The organism is Sphingobium sp. ZW T5_29, assembly GCF_044987515.1.
GTDB lineage: Bacteria > Pseudomonadota > Alphaproteobacteria > Sphingomonadales > Sphingomonadaceae > Sphingobium.
In genome coordinates, this window is the sequence record NZ_JBJDRM010000013.1 from 27197 (window position 1) to 43991 (window position 16795).

The following is a 16795-nucleotide window of genomic DNA, read 5'->3' on the forward strand; positions in this document are numbered from 1 at the left end:
AAACCCCTTATTCCGCTGCCTGCGCGAAGCCGCCGTCTTCCTCAGGAATTTCGTCCAGCGAGGTGAGTTCGACGTTAAGGCCCAGCGAGCGCATTTCCTTGACCAGCACGTTGAAGCTTTCGGGGATGCCAGCTTCGAACGTGTCGTCGCCCTTGACGATCGCTTCATAGACCTTGGTGCGGCCCACGACATCGTCCGACTTCACGGTCAGCATTTCCTGCAGCGTGTAGGCGGCGCCATAGGCCTGGAGCGCCCACACTTCCATTTCACCGAAGCGCTGACCACCGAACTGTGCCTTACCGCCCAGCGGCTGCTGGGTGACGAGGCTGTAGGGACCGATGGAACGTGCGTGAATCTTATCATCGACCAAGTGGTGCAGTTTCAGCATGTAGATGATGCCCACAGTCACCTTACGGTCGAAACGGTCGCCGGTGCGGCCGTCATACAGATCCGACTGGCCCGACGTGTTCAGCCCGGCCAGTTCCAGCATCGCCGACACGTCGGCTTCACGGGCGCCGTCGAACACCGGCGTCGCCATCGGCACGCCACGTGCCAGATGCTCGGCAAGATCGACGATCTGCTCCGCAGAGCGGCCTTCGATCTGATCGGCATAATGTTCGCCATAGGTTTCCAGCAGGCGCGTCTTGACCGCTTCGGGCATTTCGCCAGCCTGCGCATTCGGATTGGCTTCCCGCCAATCCTCCAGCGCGTGCTTGAGCTGTTCACCCAAGCCACGGGCAGCCCAGCCAAGATGCGTTTCGAAGATCTGCCCGACGTTCATGCGCGATGGCACGCCCAACGGGTTGAGCACGATGTCGACATGGGTGCCGTCCTCCAGGAACGGCATGTCCTCGATCGGCAGGATGCGCGAAATGACACCCTTGTTACCGTGACGGCCAGCCATCTTGTCGCCCGGTTGGAGCTTACGCTTCACCGCAACGAAGACCTTGACCATCTTCAGCACGCCCGGAGGCAGTTCGTCGCCACGCTGCAGCTTGTCGACGCGATCCTCGAACTTTTCGACGATCAGCTTCACCGCTTCGTCATACTGCGCCTTGACGGCTTCGATGCCGGTCTGACGGGCGTCATCCGCGACCGCGAACTTCCACCATTCGTGGCGCTCGACCTCAGCCAGCAGGGCCTCGTCGATCTCGATGCCCTTCTTGACGCCCTTCGGCGCTGCCGTGACGGTCTGGCCCAGCAGCATTTCCTGCAGACGGTTGAAGGTCGCGCGGTTGAGGATGGCGCGTTCGTCCTCGCGGTCCTTGGCGAGACGGTCGATTTCCTCCCGCTCGATCGCCATGGCGCGCTCGTCCTTGTCGATGCCGTGCCGGTTGAACACGCGCACTTCAACGACCGTACCGGCAACGCCCGGCGGCAGACGCAGGGACGTGTCGCGCACGTCGCTCGCCTTTTCACCGAAGATCGCGCGGAGCAGCTTTTCTTCCGGGGTCATCGGCGATTCACCCTTGGGGGTGATCTTACCGACCAGAATGTCGCCCGGCTCCACTTCGGCGCCGATATAGACGATGCCTGCCTCGTCGAGGTTGCGCAGCGCTTCTTCACCGACGTTCGGAATGTCGCGGGTGATGTCTTCCGGCCCGAGCTTGGTGTCGCGGGCCATGACTTCGAACTCCTCGATATGGATCGAGGTGAAGACGTCATCCTTCACGATCCGTTCGGAGATCAGGATGGAATCTTCGTAGTTGTAGCCATTCCAGGGCATGAACGCGACGAGCGTATTGCGGCCCAGCGCCAGCTCACCGAACTCGGTCGACGGGCCGTCGGCGATCACGTCACCTGCTTCGATCAGGTCGCCCACCTTCACCAGCGGACGCTGGTTGATGCAAGTGTCCTGGTTCGAACGCTGGAACTTCTGAAGCGTGTAGATATCGACGCCTGACTGACCGGGTTCGATGTCGCCGGTGGCGCGGATAACGATGCGGGTCGCGTCCACCTGATCGACGATGCCAGCACGCTTGGATGCGACGGCAGCACCGGAATCGCGTGCAACCGTGCCTTCCATGCCGGTGCCGACGAACGGCGCCTCAGCACTGACCAGCGGCACGGCCTGACGCTGCATGTTCGATCCCATGAGCGCGCGGTTGGCGTCATCGTTTTCCAGGAACGGAATGAGCGAGGCGGCTACCGACACCAGCTGCTTGGGGCTGACGTCCATCAAGGTGATGTGGTCCTTGGGCGCCATCAGGAATTCGCCCGCTTCCCGCGCTGAGATCAGGTCTTCGGCCAGCGTGCCGTCGGCGTTCAGTTCAGCGTTTGCCTGCGCGATCGTGTGCTTGGCTTCTTCCATCGCCGACAGATAGACGACCTCATCGGTCACCTTCGTATCGATGACCTTGCGGTATGGCGTTTCAATGAAGCCGTACTTGTTGACGCGGCTGAAGGTCGCGAGGCTGTTGATCAGACCGATGTTCGGGCCTTCGGGCGTTTCAATCGGGCAGATACGGCCATAATGGGTCGGGTGAACGTCGCGGACTTCGAAGCCAGCGCGCTCACGGGTCAGACCGCCCGGCCCAAGCGCCGACACGCGGCGCTTATGGGTGACTTCCGACAGCGGGTTGGTCTGGTCCATGAACTGCGACAGCTGCGAGGAGCCGAAGAATTCACGCACCGCGGCCACTGCGGGTTTGGCGTTGATGAGGTCGTTCGGCATCACGGTCGATACGTCGACGGAGGACATGCGTTCCTTGACCGCTCGCTCCATGCGGAGCAGGCCGACGCGATACTGGTTCTCCAGCAGTTCGCCGACCGAACGGACGCGGCGGTTGCCGAGATTGTCGATATCGTCGATCTCGCCCTTGCCGTCCTTCAGGTTCACCAGTTCCTTGACCACGGCGAGGATATCCTCGGTGCGCAGGGTGGTGACTGTGTCTTCGGCGTCGAGGTCGAGACGCATGTTGAGCTTCACGCGGCCCACGGCCGACAGGTCATAGCGTTCGGGATCGAAGAAAAGACCGGCGAACAGCGATTCCGCCGTTTCCTTCGTCGGCGGCTCGCCGGGGCGCATGACGCGATAGATGTCGGACAGGGCCTGGTCGCGTTCTTCAGCCTTGTCGGCCTTCAGCGTGTTGCGAATCCAGGGACCGGTGGTGACATGGTCGATGTCGAGCAGTTCCAGGCGGTCGATGCCCGCCTTGTCCAGCTTTTCGAGGTTTTCGGGAGACACTTCGTCACCGGCCTCAATGTAGATTTCGCCGGTGCTCTCGTTGATCAGGTCATAGGCGCTGTAGCGGCCATAGACTTCCTCGGTCGGGATCAGCAGCGTCTCAAGGCCGTCCTTTTCCGCCTTGTTGGCCGCGCGGGGCGAAATCTTGTGACCGGCGGCGAAAACGACTTCGCCTGATTTGGCGTCGACGATGTCGAACGCGGGCTTCTGGCCGCGCCATGCTTCGGCAAGATAGGGGATCTGCCAGCCGCCTTCGCCACGGACGAACACGACCTTGTTATAGAAATGACCGAGCATGTCCTCAGGGGTCAGGCCCAGCGCATAGAGCAGAGCCGTCACTGGCAGCTTGCGCTTGCGGTCGATACGGACGTTGACGATGTCCTTGGCGTCGAATTCGAAGTCGAGCCACGAACCGCGATAAGGAATGACCCGCGCGGCAAAGAGATATTTGCCCGACGAGTGGGTCTTGCCACGGTCATGGTCGAACAGGACGCCCGGCGAACGGTGCATCTGCGACACGATGACGCGTTCCGTGCCGTTGACGATGAAGGTGCCGTTGCCCGTCATGAGCGGCATGTCGCCCATATAGACATCCTGCTCCTTGATATCGAGCACGGAGCGGGTTTCGGTATCCTGATCGACTTCGAACACGATCAGGCGAAGGGTGACGCGCATCGGCGCGGCATAGGTGATGCCGCGCTGACGGCATTCCTCGACGTCGTATTTCGGGTCTTCCAGCTCATAATGGACAAAGTCCATTTCGGCGGTGCCGGCGAAATCGCGGATCGGGAAGACCGACCGCAGGGTCTTTTCCAGGCCCGACACATAGCCGCGCGATGGGTCCGAACGCAGGAACTGCTCATAGCTTTCCCGCTGAACCTCGATCAGGTTCGGCATCTGCACCACTTCGTGGATGTCGCCGAACACCTTCCTTATGCGCTTCTTCGCGCCGGTATTGCTGATCGGGGGGAGAGCTTTGGTCGCCATTGCGTATCCTGCCTGTTAATTCGTCGCATTTTTTCGCATCGCAGCGAAATTCAGCCTGACATGGGCGACTTAGGGGGTGATTCGCCCCTCTGCCTCCACGCAAAAAAGTGCGGGCCGGGACTGTCCGAACCGCACTGTCAGCGTCTTGTGACCCGTCGATTTTCGCCCAATCCCGCCAGCTTCGCGCGCTACTTGAAGCTGGTCCCCGGGCGATCCACGGGACGGTCGTCGCACTGCCCGAAGGCGACATGACGACCGGATTTCGAAACTGCATATAGAACGCGGACCTACGTTTGGGAAGGGTGCTCTCACCAAAATCGACCAGTGCCCTTCGACCGGCAGGTTGGCTGTCAGAAAAGCCGCGTCAGTTCATAGAAGCCCGCGCCGATCAGTGCTGCTGCGGGCAGGGTGATCACCCAAGCGACGACAATGTTGGACGCAACGTTCCAGCGCACGGCGGACAGGCGGCGGGAAGCGCCCACGCCCACGATCGATCCGGTGATCGTATGAGTGGTGGACACTGGCACGCCCAGATGGGTCGCCATGAACAGGGTGATCGCTCCGCCGGTTTCCGCGCAAAATCCCTGCGCGGGGGTCAGGCGGGTGATCTTCGACCCCATGGTGTGGACGATCTTCCATCCGCCCAGCAACGTGCCCAGGCCCATGGCGGCCTGACATGAAATCACCACCCAGAAGGGGACGTGAAAGCCGCCCTCCAGCATGCCCTGCGAATAGAGCAGCACCGCGATGATCCCCATCGTCTTTTGCGCATCATTGCCGCCATGCCCCAAGGAATAGAGCGATGCCGACACAAGCTGGAGCTTGCGGAACACGCGATCCGCGCCCTGCGGCGTGAAGCGGCGGAATATCCAACTGACGATAAGCACCAGCAGCAGCGCCAGCAGCAGGCCGACGGCGGGTGACAGTACGATGGCGGCGCTGGTCTTGAACACTCCGGTCCAGACGACGGCGCTCAACCCCGCCTTGGCGGTGCCCGCGCCCAGCAAGCCGCCGATCAATGCGTGGCTGCTGGATGACGGGATGCCGAGCGCCCAGGTGATGAGGTTCCAGGCGATGGCGCCCATCAGAGCGCCAAAGATCACCGGCGGATCGATGATGCTGGCGTCCACGATTCCCTTGCCCACCGTCTCTGCCACATGAAGGCCAAAGAAGAGGAAGGCGATGAAGTTGAAGAAAGCCGCCCAGGCTACGGCATATTGCGGTTTCAGCACGCGCGTCGATACGATCGTGGCAATGGAATTGGCCGCGTCGTGAAGGCCGTTCAGAAAGTCGAAGGCAAGGGCGACGCCGATCAGGGCGATCAGCAGCGGAAAGGCGATATGGGGTTCCATCGGGTCTGGGCTCGGTCGAAGCGGCGATCAGGCGTGGTCGATGACCAGGCCGGAAATCTCGTTGGCGACATCCTCGAACCTGTCCGTCACCTTTTCCAGATGCGCGTAGATTTCGTGCCCAACGACAAAGTCCATCGGATTGCCCTGCCGCGCCTTGTTATAGAGCGCCTTCAGGCCCGCCTCATGCAATATGTCCGCATGGCCTTCCAGCTTCACCAGCCTTTCGGTCAGATCGTGCAGCCGGACGGAATTCAGGTTGAGCGAGCGCAAAAGCGGCATGGCTTCGGCGGTGATCCGCGCACATTCGACGATCAGCGCGCTCATGTCCTGCATCTGCGACGCGAATTCCTTGACCTCGAACAGGGCGATCGCCTTGGCGGTCTGGTTCATCTGGTCGATGGCGTCATCCATGACGCCGATCAGGCCGGTGATGGCACTGCGATCAAACGGCGTCACAAAGATCCGGCGCACATCCTGCAATACTTCGCGAATGATGTCGTCCGCTTCATGCTCGCGTTCGGAAATCTCCCGAATATGCGCGTCCATGTCAGGTCCGCCCTTCAGCAACTTCGCGAGCGCATCCGCACCCGCGACCAGCATTGTGGCATGATCTTCGAATTGTTCGAAAAAGCGGCCCTGTTTGGGCATCAACGCATGAAACCAGCGCAGCATTCCAGTCCTTTCGGTTTGCCATTCCCTGATCCGCAGCAGCATGCGGAAAAACCAGCCCGGATTTCCGGGGGGTTCGCGAAAGGCAGCGATAATGGATTGTAGATCGGGTTCGTCGACGGCCTTCGCGGCTTCTGCGACCGGGAACCAGCGAAGTTCCCGCTGCCCCTGTTCGGGCCATTGCGGCAACTGGCCCGTGACGGCAAGGGGGAAAACATCCACCGTTGCCTCACGCGTGCCGCTCTTGCGCCGCTTGTCATATCGGTAACGGCCCAGGGGGGCGGGGCAGGCAATGCCGTGGATGCCTGCTTCCTCATAGGCTTCCACTTCGGCAGCGCGGTGCCCGGCCATGCCCTTGATACGATTGCCCTTGGGAATGACCCAGCGCCGCGTCTCCCGTGACGTGATCAACAGGATGCGCATCGATCCGTCGGCGTCCGTGGCATAGGGCAGCGCGGCGATCTGGCGCATCACCATAGTTCCAGCGCAGCGCGGCTGGCCGCGCCAATGTCTGGTCGCCCCTGATCCATGCCAGCGCTATGTAACGAAAACGTCACATAGCGCAATCAACTAGATTTAGATCGACAGTCGGGCTGTGACGCGAACGTCTCGCCCGGCCAGCGGTGCATAATCCTTCAGCACGCTGGCATGACGCCGCGCCTCCACGTCGAAGATATTATTGGCGCTGACGGTGATGCTGGTGCGATCGTTGCCGCTGAACGGTTTGAAGGACAGCGACGCATTCACCAGCGTAAAGCCGCCGGTGCGTGTTTCGGTCGCCGCGATCCGGTCTTGGGCGAAGCTGTGCTCCACCTCGCCGCGCAGCGTCAGTCGGTCGTCCTGCAGTTCCAGGCCGCCCAGCAGGCGAAGCGGCGGGATGCGGGGCGCCGGGCCCGCGCTGGTGATCGTTGCCCGGACATAGTCGGCTACGCCATCCACATTAACGGCATAGCGACCGATTTGCCCGAGCTTGGCCGAAGCCTCCGCTTCAAAACCCCAGTAGCGGGCATTTGCCTGCGCATATTGGAAGCATGGAAACTCCAGTTCCGCGCCACCATTGGCGGCCATGCATATGCTGTCGTCCACGATGGCGTCGTAAATATAGCCATTGAACCAGTTGTGATAGGCGGACAGCGACAGGCCGTAGCCGTCGCCCTGACCGCGCAGCGTGCCTTCCACGCCCCAACTTTTTTCCAGGCCAAAGCCCGGATTGCCCAGTTCAAATGCCTGCGTCCCGGCGTGATTGCCGCGCGCGAACAATTCTTCGGCAGATGGCGCGCGTTCCGTGCGGGCAAGGTTCAACCCCAACCGCCAGCCCGGAACGATTTGCTGGCTAGCGCCGATCGATGCTGAAAAGGCGTCAAAATTGCGCCGTTGGCCCGCGATGAACAGGTCGGCGTCGGGGACCGAACGCAGCTTCGTCTTTTCATAGCGCGCGCCTGCTTCCAGCCGCATATCGCCCAGATCGACCGATTGCAGGGTGAAGAAGCCCAATTGTTCCGTGTCATTTTTGGGCAGGAACTTCTCTTCGCCATTGGCGGAAAAGCGGCGGGTGAAATATTGCACACCGGACGCGCCATCCCAATTGCCACGACGTGACTGAATCAGCTCCAGCCGACTTTCCATGGACTGATTGCGGAATGTAGTGCCAATTTCGCCGCTGGGTTCGATTTCGTCATGCCGGTAGGTCGCCCAGCCGGCGCGCAGTCGGATACTGTCGAGGAACCCGCCATTCACCGCCACTTCGCCGCGCAGGTCCGCGCGTGTTTGCTGCATGGCCAGGGTCACGTTTTCATGGGAATGGCCATGTTCTTCTTCGTGATCGTGATCGTGATCGTGATCGTGATCATGATCATGATCATGATCATGGGCCTCGGTCACATCGATGCGTGATGGAACGCCGTAACGGTTTTCGCTGTGTGAGACCGAAAAGCCCAGATTGCCGCGATCGCCGACATAGGCCAGGCCGCCCGCCACTTCCCATGTTTCGGCCGCCGTGTTGGGCAGCTTGCCGCGCAGACGCCCGTCTTCGCGGATTTCTTCTTCGTCGGAATCAGCCGCGATGGCGCGAAGTGGCGCTGCCAGGATATAGCCGCCGGTCCGCAGGTCGCCGGTCTTGGTGTAGCTGCCATCCGCATGAGCGACCAGCCCGCCGCCCAACGGCACCTCAATCTCTCCAGCAACCGTCCGTTCGTCCGCTGCGCTGCCATAGGTGGCGATGCCGTCCACGTGGATTGGTTCGTCCGGCACCCGTCGCGGTATCCGGCTATCGATCACATTGACCACGCCGCCAATTGCCGATGACCCGTATAGAAGCGCCGCGGGACCGCGCAATATCTCGATACGGTCGGCGGTCAGGGGATTGATCGCGACCGCGTGATCGACGGACGTGTTCGACACGTCGAAACTGCCCACGCCGTCGGTCAGGATTCGCACGCGCTCGCCCTGAAAGCCGCGCAGCACCGGGCGCGATGCGTTGGGTCCAAAGGAGGTGGCGGATACACCGGGCTGACGGGCCAGCGTTTCGCCGATGGTGGGGCGGAGCGCGCGGACGAGTTCTTCGCCGGTCACCACCGACGTGCCCGACAATATGTCGCCCTGCCGCCGGGGAATGATGGCGGTGACGATGATGTCGGCCCGGTCGTCATGATAGGCCGGTGGAGTGGGCGGCGTGCTGACTTCCGCCAAAGCGGGGATGGCAGGGGTAAGGGCGGCGATGGCGCAGCTGGCGCGCAGCAGGGGGAGCCGGAGCATCGGATATTCGTCCTTCAAGATATCGAAAGCTGCGCTCCTCTACCGTCGATGTTATAACATATCAATGAGAAAATCGGGCATGGCATGGAGATTTTCAGCATCGGCATTAAGGGAATGATCAGAGGAACAGATAATCCGCCAGCGCGGTGGCTGCCGATCCGTTCGCTGCTCGCGTTCCTGTCGCCTGCCTCACTTCGACGACAGGCAGGGAGCGTTCGAGCGCGAGCCGCCGAATCCCGCCAAGGCGCCCCAAGTCGCGGGCCAAGGGGCCAAAGGCTGCAAAGCAGCCTGCGCCTTCCCGCAATATGGTCATGATGTCGAACATATTGTCCGTTTCCAGCACCGGATCGCCGGTGCGGATGCCATCCCTTGCCAGGGCGGCGTCTATGATCCGCCGCAGGGGATTGGGCCGTTCCATCATCAGCATCGGCAAGGTTGCAAGATCCTGCGCGCTCACACTGTCCTGCAGCGCGAGCGGGTGGGTGTTCCCGGCATAAAGGTTGATCTGTTCAGACCAACCATAGCGTGATGGCAGGTCCGCGGTTTCGCCGAGCGCGTAGAAATAGGCGATGTCCACCCGCCCCTCTCGCAACGCCGTCGCGGCTTCTTCGGCGAGGTGGATAGTCAAGTCCAGCGTGATCGCGACATCCTCATTGGCCGCTTCGAAAGCGGCGAGCGCCTCCTGAAAGCGACCGAATACCGGAGCGGGGGCCGCCAGCACGATGGACTGCCGTTCCTCCCGGTCGTGCGCCTGCGGATCCGGCTCATCCACCTTGCTGCTGCTCCAGCTTTCAGGATCGTCCCGTGACAGCAGGGTCATGGCCTCGGCGGTCTTGCGTCCTGCCGCCGTCAGCCGGAGGTTGCCCGAAATTTCGTCGAACAGGCGATAGCCCAAGCGCATCTCCAGCGACGCGAGGTCCTGCGCCACCTTTTCAACCGAAATGCCAAGGTCGCGTGCGCAAATGGCAGCATTACCGGACGCCACCATCTGTGCGAATATGTCCAGTTGGCGCAGTGAAGATGTGGCCATGGCGTGTTGATAATGGAAATGTCGCACGGGGGTAAGCGTGATAATGGGCTTTTGCATCGATAGCCGCACGGTGGCATCTGGCAGCGGAGCAGGGACTTCTTTCGGAGGCGGCATGGGGGACATCATCAATCTGCGGCAGGTGCGCAAGGACAGGGCGCGGGCAGAAAAGGAAATAAAGGCGCAGTCTAATCGCGCAAAGTTTGGCCGCACGAAGACAGAAAGCGAACGGCAGGCGCAAGAGGCGCAGCGTCAATCGGATCGACTGGAGAATAGCCGCCGCGAAAATCAGGATGATACAGACAAAAAATGATGATGCAGGCTATATGCGACCTGTAACAAGGTGAATATTTGTTCATATTGAACTATCGAGGAACGTTTCGTCGCTCTGATGGATCAAACTATCGTGGAAACTGGGCTTATCATGCGCTGAATTGAACGTATCGAGAGTTCAACTTTAGCTATGAGAGGATATATTTTAAAAATCCGCCCAGCCGGTTCCGCGATTGTCGCTGTTCTGGCTTTGAATTCCACCTATGGCTATGCGCAGGACGCTGCTGTTTCAGACACCGCCCCACCGTTGGTGGCGCTACCGACTGTTTCGGCGCCCGTCATAGCAGTGCCTGTATCGCCGCCTGCCGACCTGTCGGCGGACGCCGCCACGCCGCAACCAATGGTTCAACCAACAGCGCCGTTACAGGAACGCATCGCCGCAGCGCGTGCCGCAGCCGAACAGGAGGCCGCTGAGCAAAGTGTGAAATCGGCTCCCGTCCCACAGGCTGCTCCTATTGCCCGTTCGGCACGTGCGGAGGTGCCAACCACTCCACCCCCGATCGAACGGACGGTTGAAGCCGCGCCTCAGCCTGAAGCGCCAGTTGCGGTGATGGCCCCTGATCAGGCGACCGCAGCGCCTGAGCCGGTTGTCACCCGCACAGATGAAAATGCTGCGATGAATGACTGGGTTCTGCCCACGGCTTTGGGCGGCGGTGCGCTGCTGCTTCTGGGGCTGGGCGCTGCGGCTGTAAGCCGTCGTCGTCGTCGTGGAACCAGGGGCGAAACTGTGAGCGACCAGGTCGTTTATAATGATCAACCGGTCGCTGCTCCCGTAGTGCCGACCGCGGCTCCAGTGCCAGCTGCGAATCTCGCGTCGGCGGGAGTAGGAGGCGGTCTGGCCGCCATGGTCGCCGCCCCGCCGAGCCCGGAAAATCCCTTCCTCACCCCGCGCAAGCGGATGGTAAGAGCGCGCTTTCTGTTGGCTCAGCAAGAACAGGCGGCGGCGGGGCAGAATGCTGCGATCAATGACGTAGCACCCCCGCAGACCGTTCATGCCGAACCGCAGATGCAGACGGTTTATCGCATGGGTGCGGACCGCAAGCGCGGAATGACATTCAAACCGCAAACGCGTTAAGCATCGACATGGTGTTAGGAAAGGGCGATGGCGTTGCCGTCGCCCTTTTGCTTATGCACAGTCTTCTCGATTCGGTTGCACTTCAGGCCTACCCCTGATACCGGCGCGCCGGTAATTTCGCGCCAGCTTCAAGGCCAGCTTCAAGGAAGGTCGCTCCACCCATGTCCGATAAGATCAACCGCATTGTCCTTGCCTTCTCAGGAGGGCTCGACACCAGCGTGATCCTGAAGTGGCTGCAGCAGACCTACCAGTGTGAAGTTGTGACCTTCACCGCCGATCTGGGGCAGGGCGAGGAGTTGGAGCCTGCGCGGCAGAAGGCCAAGCTGATGGGCGTCAAGGATGAGCATATCTTCATCGACGACCTGCGCGAAGAGTTTGTGAAGGACTATGTGTTCCCGATGATGCGCGGCAACGCGATGTATGAGGGGCTGTATCTGCTCGGCACGTCGATCGCGCGGCCGCTGATCGCCAAGCGGCAGATCGAAATCGCGCGGCAGGTCGGCGCGGATGCGGTCAGCCATGGCGCGACCGGCAAGGGCAATGATCAGGTGCGTTTCGAGCTGGGCTATTATGCGTTGTCACCCGACATCAAGGTGATCGCGCCGTGGCGTGAGTGGGACTTGGCGAGCCGCACGAAGCTGATCGAATTTGCCGAGCAGCACCAGATTCCCATCCCCCGCGACAAGCGTGGCGAGAGCCCGTTTTCGACCGACGCGAACATGCTGCACACCTCTTCCGAGGGCAAGGTGCTCGAAGATCCGTGGGAAGAAGTGCCGGATTATGTCTTCTCGCGCACGGTGAACCCGGAGGACGCGCCTGACGCGCCGGAATATATCACGGTCGATTTCGAGCGGGGCGACGGCGTGGCGATCAATGGCGTGGGCATGAGCCCGGCGACTTTGCTGGAGACGCTGAACGAATATGGCCGCAAGCATGGCATCGGTCGGCTGGATCTGGTCGAGAACCGCTTCGTCGGCATGAAGTCGCGCGGCATGTATGAAACGCCGGGCGGCACCATCTATCATCTGGCCCATCGCGGTATCGAGCAGCTGACGCTGGACCGGGGTGCGGCGCATCTGAAGGATGAGCTGGCGCCCAAATATGCCGAACTGATCTATAACGGTTTCTGGTTCTCGCCGGAGCGTGAGATGTTGCAGGCGGCGATCGACCATAGCCAGGAGAAGGTGACAGGCACCGTCCGGCTGAAGCTGTACAAGGGCAGCGTTCAGGTCGTTGGGCGCAAGTCGCCTTATTCGCTCTACAGCGAGAAGGTGGTGACGTTCGAAGATGATGCGGGCGCTTATGACCAGCGGGATGCGGCGGGCTTTATCAAGCTGAATGCGCTTCGGTTGCGGTTGCTGGGGCGTCGGGACGGCTGATCATCCACTCATGTCTCCCGTTACAAATTACGACAATTTGGCGGGTGACATGACAAGCTTGCGGGACAAATCTTCCTCATAAGGGTTTCACAAGGACGGCGGTGGCCGTTCATCGAACCCGTTGGAAGGAAGATGACAAGATGATCCGCAAATTTTTGGGAACCGTTGCGGTTGGCTCGCTCTTTGTCGGCGGGCTGGCCGCTTCGCACTTCGCGCTGGCTCAGCCCGGTCATGGCGGTCAGGATGGTCGTCATCGCGGCATGATGATGGCTGACGCCAACAAGGACGGCCAGATCAGCAAGGCGGAACTCACCGCCGCGCTCGATGCCCGCTTCACCCGGCTGGACCATGATAGGGACGGCAAACTGACGAAGCAGGATCGTGAACTTGGCCGCAAGGCGCGCCTTGACCAGCGCTTCGCCGCGCTCGACAGTGACAAAAATGGCCAGATCAGCCGGGCTGAATTCGATGCAGGCCATCAGGCTCGCGGCACCCGGAAGGACGGCGACCGCCCCGGCGGGCGCAAGAGCCATGGGATGGGCCATCGTGACCGGGATGGCATGGGCAAGGGCATGATGTTCCGTGGCATGGGCGATGGTCATGGCGCCGCTGCCAAGGATGGCGTCCTTACCCGTGCCGAATTCATCGCCGGTCCGCTGGCCATGTTCGACAAGGCCGATACCAACAATGATGGATCGGTTTCCGCCAATGAGATGAAGGCGGCGCGCAAGACGATGCGTGATGCCTGGCAGGCGCGTCGGGACGCGGCCAAAACGGGCACCAGAAACTGATCCCATGACTGGGCGACGTTCAACAGCAGGTGGGAAGGGTTGGACGCTGCCTTCACCCTTCCCACTGGCCAGCAGCCGTGACAAGAACCCCCTATGACTGAACGCCCCCATCTGCTGCTCGTCGATGACGAGCGTTCCATCCGCGAACCGTTGGCGCAATATTTGTCGCGCAACGGTTTTCGCGTGACTGCCGTGGAAAGCGCTGCGGAGGCCCGGATCAGGCTGAACGCAAACGCCATCGACCTCGTGGTGCTCGACATCATGATGCCCGGTGAGGATGGATTGTCGCTCTGCCGCCATGTCCGCGCAACCAGTGAAACCCCCGTCATCCTGCTAACCGCGAAGTCGGAGGAGACCGATCGCATCGTTGGGCTGGAGATGGGCGCAGACGATTATGTGCTGAAACCCTTTTCCCCGCGGGAGCTTGTCGCCCGGATCAAGGTGATCTTTCGTCGCGTTGCGACCGGGGGCCAGCGCGTTACCGCTCCCGACGGCGCGACCTATGCTTTTGCGGACTGGCTGCTAAAGACGCAGGAACGGGTGCTGGTGGATCGGGAAGGGGTGGCGTTGCCCCTGTCGACCGCCGAATATAATCTGATGCTCGCCTTTGCCACGCGCCCCAATCAGGTGCTGAGCCGCGACCAGCTGCTCGACATCACCCAAGGGCGTGAAGCGAACGCCTTCGACCGCGCCATCGACAACCAGATCAGCCGCCTGCGCAAGAAGATCGAGCCTGATCCTAAAAACCCCACGCTCATCAAGACGGTCTGGGGGGGCGGCTATACGCTGTCCGCCGATGTGAGAAAGCTGTGAAGCGCTTTCGCCTGTGGCCGCAAAGCCTGGTTGGCCAGATCATCCTGTTGGTCGCCATCGCACTGTTCGTCGCCCAAGCGATAAACTTCGGTCTTCTCCTGCGCGAACGCAATAGCCTGACACTGACAGCGCAGACCGCACCCGCCGTCTATCGCATCGTCGATGCGCTGGACAATCGCGGCGACCGCCCGATGGGGGATAGGCCACGCGCACGTTTCTTGGACAGAGCGCCGCAACTGACGGGGGACGCCCGTCCCGAAGTGGAAAGGCGCGCGCTCGCCATGTTCGCTGACGCGGGGCTGCGCATCTATTCGATCCGCGTGGTCGAAGCGAAGGAACCCGCGCCACTGCGCCGCTGGGAACGGCTGCGCATGCGCACAGGCGGCGACTTTGCGGAGGATAACCGACCTCGCCGCCTGGTCATGGCGGTTCAATATGAACCGGGCAAATGGGTGGTGACGCAAAGCCGTAGCGGGGGCCGCCCGCCGCGTTTTGGCGGCTGGTTGATCGGCCAGACCTTGATCCTCTACGTCATCGTGCTGGCGCCGCTGCTGTGGGTCGGGCGCCGGCTGGCGCGACCGCTGGGGCAGCTTACGCGGTCAGCGCAGCAATTTGCGCACACCGGTTCGGCTGATCCGGTGGAAGAACGCGGCCCCGGCGATGTGCGTGACCTGACGATGGCGTTCAACGCCATGCGCAGCCGTATCGTCGCAATGCTGGATGAAAAGGATCGGATGCTCGGCGCGATCGGCCATGATCTGCGCACGCCGCTTGCTTCGCTGCGCGTCCGCACCGAATCGGTCGAAGACGAAAGCGAACGCGCGCGCATGTCACAGACGATCGATGAGATGAACCGGATGCTGGAGGACATATTGTCGCTCGCGCGGGCGGGGCGCAGTACGGAAGCGGCGCAGAAAGTCGACCTTTCAGCGCTGGCCGATGCGGTGGTTGAGGATTTTATCGAGCTTGGCTCGCCCGCCACCATGGCCGACAGCGACCGGGCGGTCGCTTCGGTACGGCCGCAGCAGATACGCAGGGCGCTGCGCAACCTCATCGAAAACGCTATCGTTTATGGCGAGCGCGCCCATGTTTCGGTTGTCCGCGAAGAAGGGGCGATCCGTCTCGCCGTGGCGGACGACGGGCCAGGCATCGCCGAAGACCGCATGGAAGAAATGATGGAGCCGTTCACGCGGCTGGAGGGCTCGCGCAACCGCGAAACGGGCGGTGCGGGTCTGGGTCTTGCGCTGGTGAGGGCGATCATGGCCGAACATGGCGGCGCGCTGAAACTTGTAAACCGCGGGGGCGGAGGACTGGAAGCGAGCCTGGTGCTGCCGGTTTAGCAAGACGGTCCCCATGCACCGCATGGAGATATCTAATGCTTGCCGGGCTTATTTGACGTTCCCGCTGCTGTTGGATTGACCAGCTGGGCGCCTTGGGGAAGCGTGGTTCCACCCATATCGATCCTGACCGTTTCCGTCCGGGCTACCGTCGCCGGATCGTCGCGTTCGCGGATCGCGGCCTTGGTTTCCTCGTCCACTGCTTCATCCTCGCCGCCTGCACCGCCGCCGCGTGTCCAGCCAAGGATGATCGACATGCGCCGGTTGCGCGGGTCGTAGACGTCGCCCTTGGCGAAGGGTTCGCGGTCGGCCACGCCCTCGATCCGGGCAAAGCGATCGTTGCCGATGCCGCTCGCTGCCAGCGTCTTGCGCGTGGCTTCGGCACGGGCGGACGAAAGCATCCAATTGTTCATGCTCTGCCCTGAACTATAGGGCAGGCCGTCGGTATGACCCCGTACGATCAGCGGGTTGGGCATGCCGCGCACGACCCCGGCCACTTCGCTGACCAGTGCGCGAGCCTGAGGCAGCAGGCGGTCGGTGCCCATGGTGAACATTGCAAAATTGGATTCGTCGATCAGGTCGATGCGCAACCCTTCGCGCGTTTCGGTGAAGCGGACGTTGCGGCGCAGCTTGGCCATGCCCTTGTTGCGGGCCATGCGCGCTTCCAGTTCCTTTTTCACCGCCTCGAATTTCATGCGGTCGGCGGCGCGGGTTGCCTTGCCGCCCTGATCCTTGGTGCCGCTGGCGTCGCGAGGAATTGTGATGGCCAGGTTGCCCTGACCGCCGGTGGTCGGGTAATTTTCCTTGCTGACCATGGAATCGCCGCCGAACAGCCCGGTTGAACCGGCCGATGCCATCTTCAGCTCAACCAGCGTCGGCGTGAAATAGTCGGCCAGGCCTTTACGCTGCTTTTCGGTGGTTGCGCCCAGCAGCCACATCAGCAGGAAAAAGGCCATCATTGCCGTCACGAAGTCGGCATAGGCAACCTTCCACGCGCCGCCATGATGACCGCCATGCCCTTCGACGATGATTTTTTTGACGATGATCGGCCTTGGTTCGGGTTCGTTCCCGCCGCGCTTTTTTTCCGCCAT

Annotated in this window: 12 protein-coding genes; 6 read left to right on the plus strand and 6 right to left on the minus strand. The window is 61.6% G+C overall.

Translation table 11 applies throughout. The features are described 5' to 3' along the window. Positions 1-7: 7 nt before the first annotated feature. The 5 genes from rpoB to ACI3KQ_RS12170 all read right to left on the minus strand — a co-directional run bounded on the left by rpoB (position 8) and on the right by ACI3KQ_RS12170 (position 9979). Positions 8-4174, minus strand: a complete 4167-nt coding sequence (rpoB, locus tag ACI3KQ_RS12150; protein WP_404957943.1) for a DNA-directed RNA polymerase subunit beta — start codon at positions 4172-4174, stop codon at positions 8-10. 350 nt (positions 4175-4524) lie between these two features. After that, entirely contained in the window at positions 4525-5526 is a 1002-nt protein-coding gene (locus ACI3KQ_RS12155; protein ID WP_404957945.1) for an anion permease, read from the minus strand. Positions 5527-5553: 27 nt separating this feature from the next. Further along, positions 5554-6666, minus strand: coding sequence for a DUF47 family protein (locus ACI3KQ_RS12160; protein ID WP_404957947.1), 1113 nt, complete (start codon positions 6664-6666; stop codon positions 5554-5556). A 105-nt stretch (positions 6667-6771) separates the two neighbouring features. Then, a complete protein-coding gene (locus ACI3KQ_RS12165; RefSeq protein ID WP_404957948.1) occupies positions 6772-8949 on the minus strand; it encodes a TonB-dependent receptor in 2178 nt (725 codons plus the stop codon). A 118-nt stretch (positions 8950-9067) separates the two neighbouring features. Next, a complete protein-coding gene (locus tag ACI3KQ_RS12170) occupies positions 9068-9979 on the minus strand; it encodes a LysR family transcriptional regulator (protein ID WP_404958105.1) in 912 nt (303 codons plus the stop codon). A gap of 112 nt (positions 9980-10091) precedes the next feature. Here ACI3KQ_RS12170 and ACI3KQ_RS12175 point away from each other — a divergent pair, with 112 nt between their 5' ends. The 6 genes from ACI3KQ_RS12175 (at position 10092) to ACI3KQ_RS12200 (ending at position 15707) form a co-directional block, all read left to right on the plus strand. After that, a complete protein-coding gene (locus tag ACI3KQ_RS12175; RefSeq protein ID WP_404957950.1) occupies positions 10092-10289 on the plus strand; it encodes a DUF4169 family protein in 198 nt (65 codons plus the stop codon). Between the two features lie 210 nt (positions 10290-10499). Beyond that, positions 10500-11384, plus strand: a complete 885-nt coding sequence (locus ACI3KQ_RS12180; RefSeq protein WP_404957952.1) for a hypothetical protein — start codon at positions 10500-10502, stop codon at positions 11382-11384. Between the two features lie 161 nt (positions 11385-11545). Beyond that, a complete protein-coding gene (locus ACI3KQ_RS12185) occupies positions 11546-12763 on the plus strand; it encodes an argininosuccinate synthase (RefSeq protein WP_404957954.1) in 1218 nt (405 codons plus the stop codon). A gap of 140 nt (positions 12764-12903) precedes the next feature. Continuing rightward, entirely contained in the window at positions 12904-13554 is a 651-nt protein-coding gene (locus tag ACI3KQ_RS12190) for an EF-hand domain-containing protein (RefSeq protein WP_404957956.1), read from the plus strand. A gap of 93 nt (positions 13555-13647) precedes the next feature. Further along, on the plus strand, positions 13648-14367 hold the full coding sequence (locus tag ACI3KQ_RS12195) for a response regulator (protein WP_404957958.1): 720 nt from the start codon (positions 13648-13650) through the stop codon (positions 14365-14367). Next, positions 14364-15707 (plus strand): ATP-binding protein, encoded by a 1344-nt coding sequence (locus ACI3KQ_RS12200; protein ID WP_404957960.1) that lies wholly within the window; start codon positions 14364-14366, stop codon positions 15705-15707. Before ACI3KQ_RS12195 ends, ACI3KQ_RS12200 begins: the two co-directional genes overlap by 4 nt. A 32-nt stretch (positions 15708-15739) precedes the next feature. Here the strand turns inward: ACI3KQ_RS12200 and ACI3KQ_RS12205 are convergent, their stop codons facing one another. Next, positions 15740-16795: a flagellar motor protein MotB gene (locus ACI3KQ_RS12205; RefSeq protein ID WP_404957962.1), complete on the minus strand. Its 1056-nt coding sequence runs from the start codon at positions 16793-16795 to the stop codon at positions 15740-15742.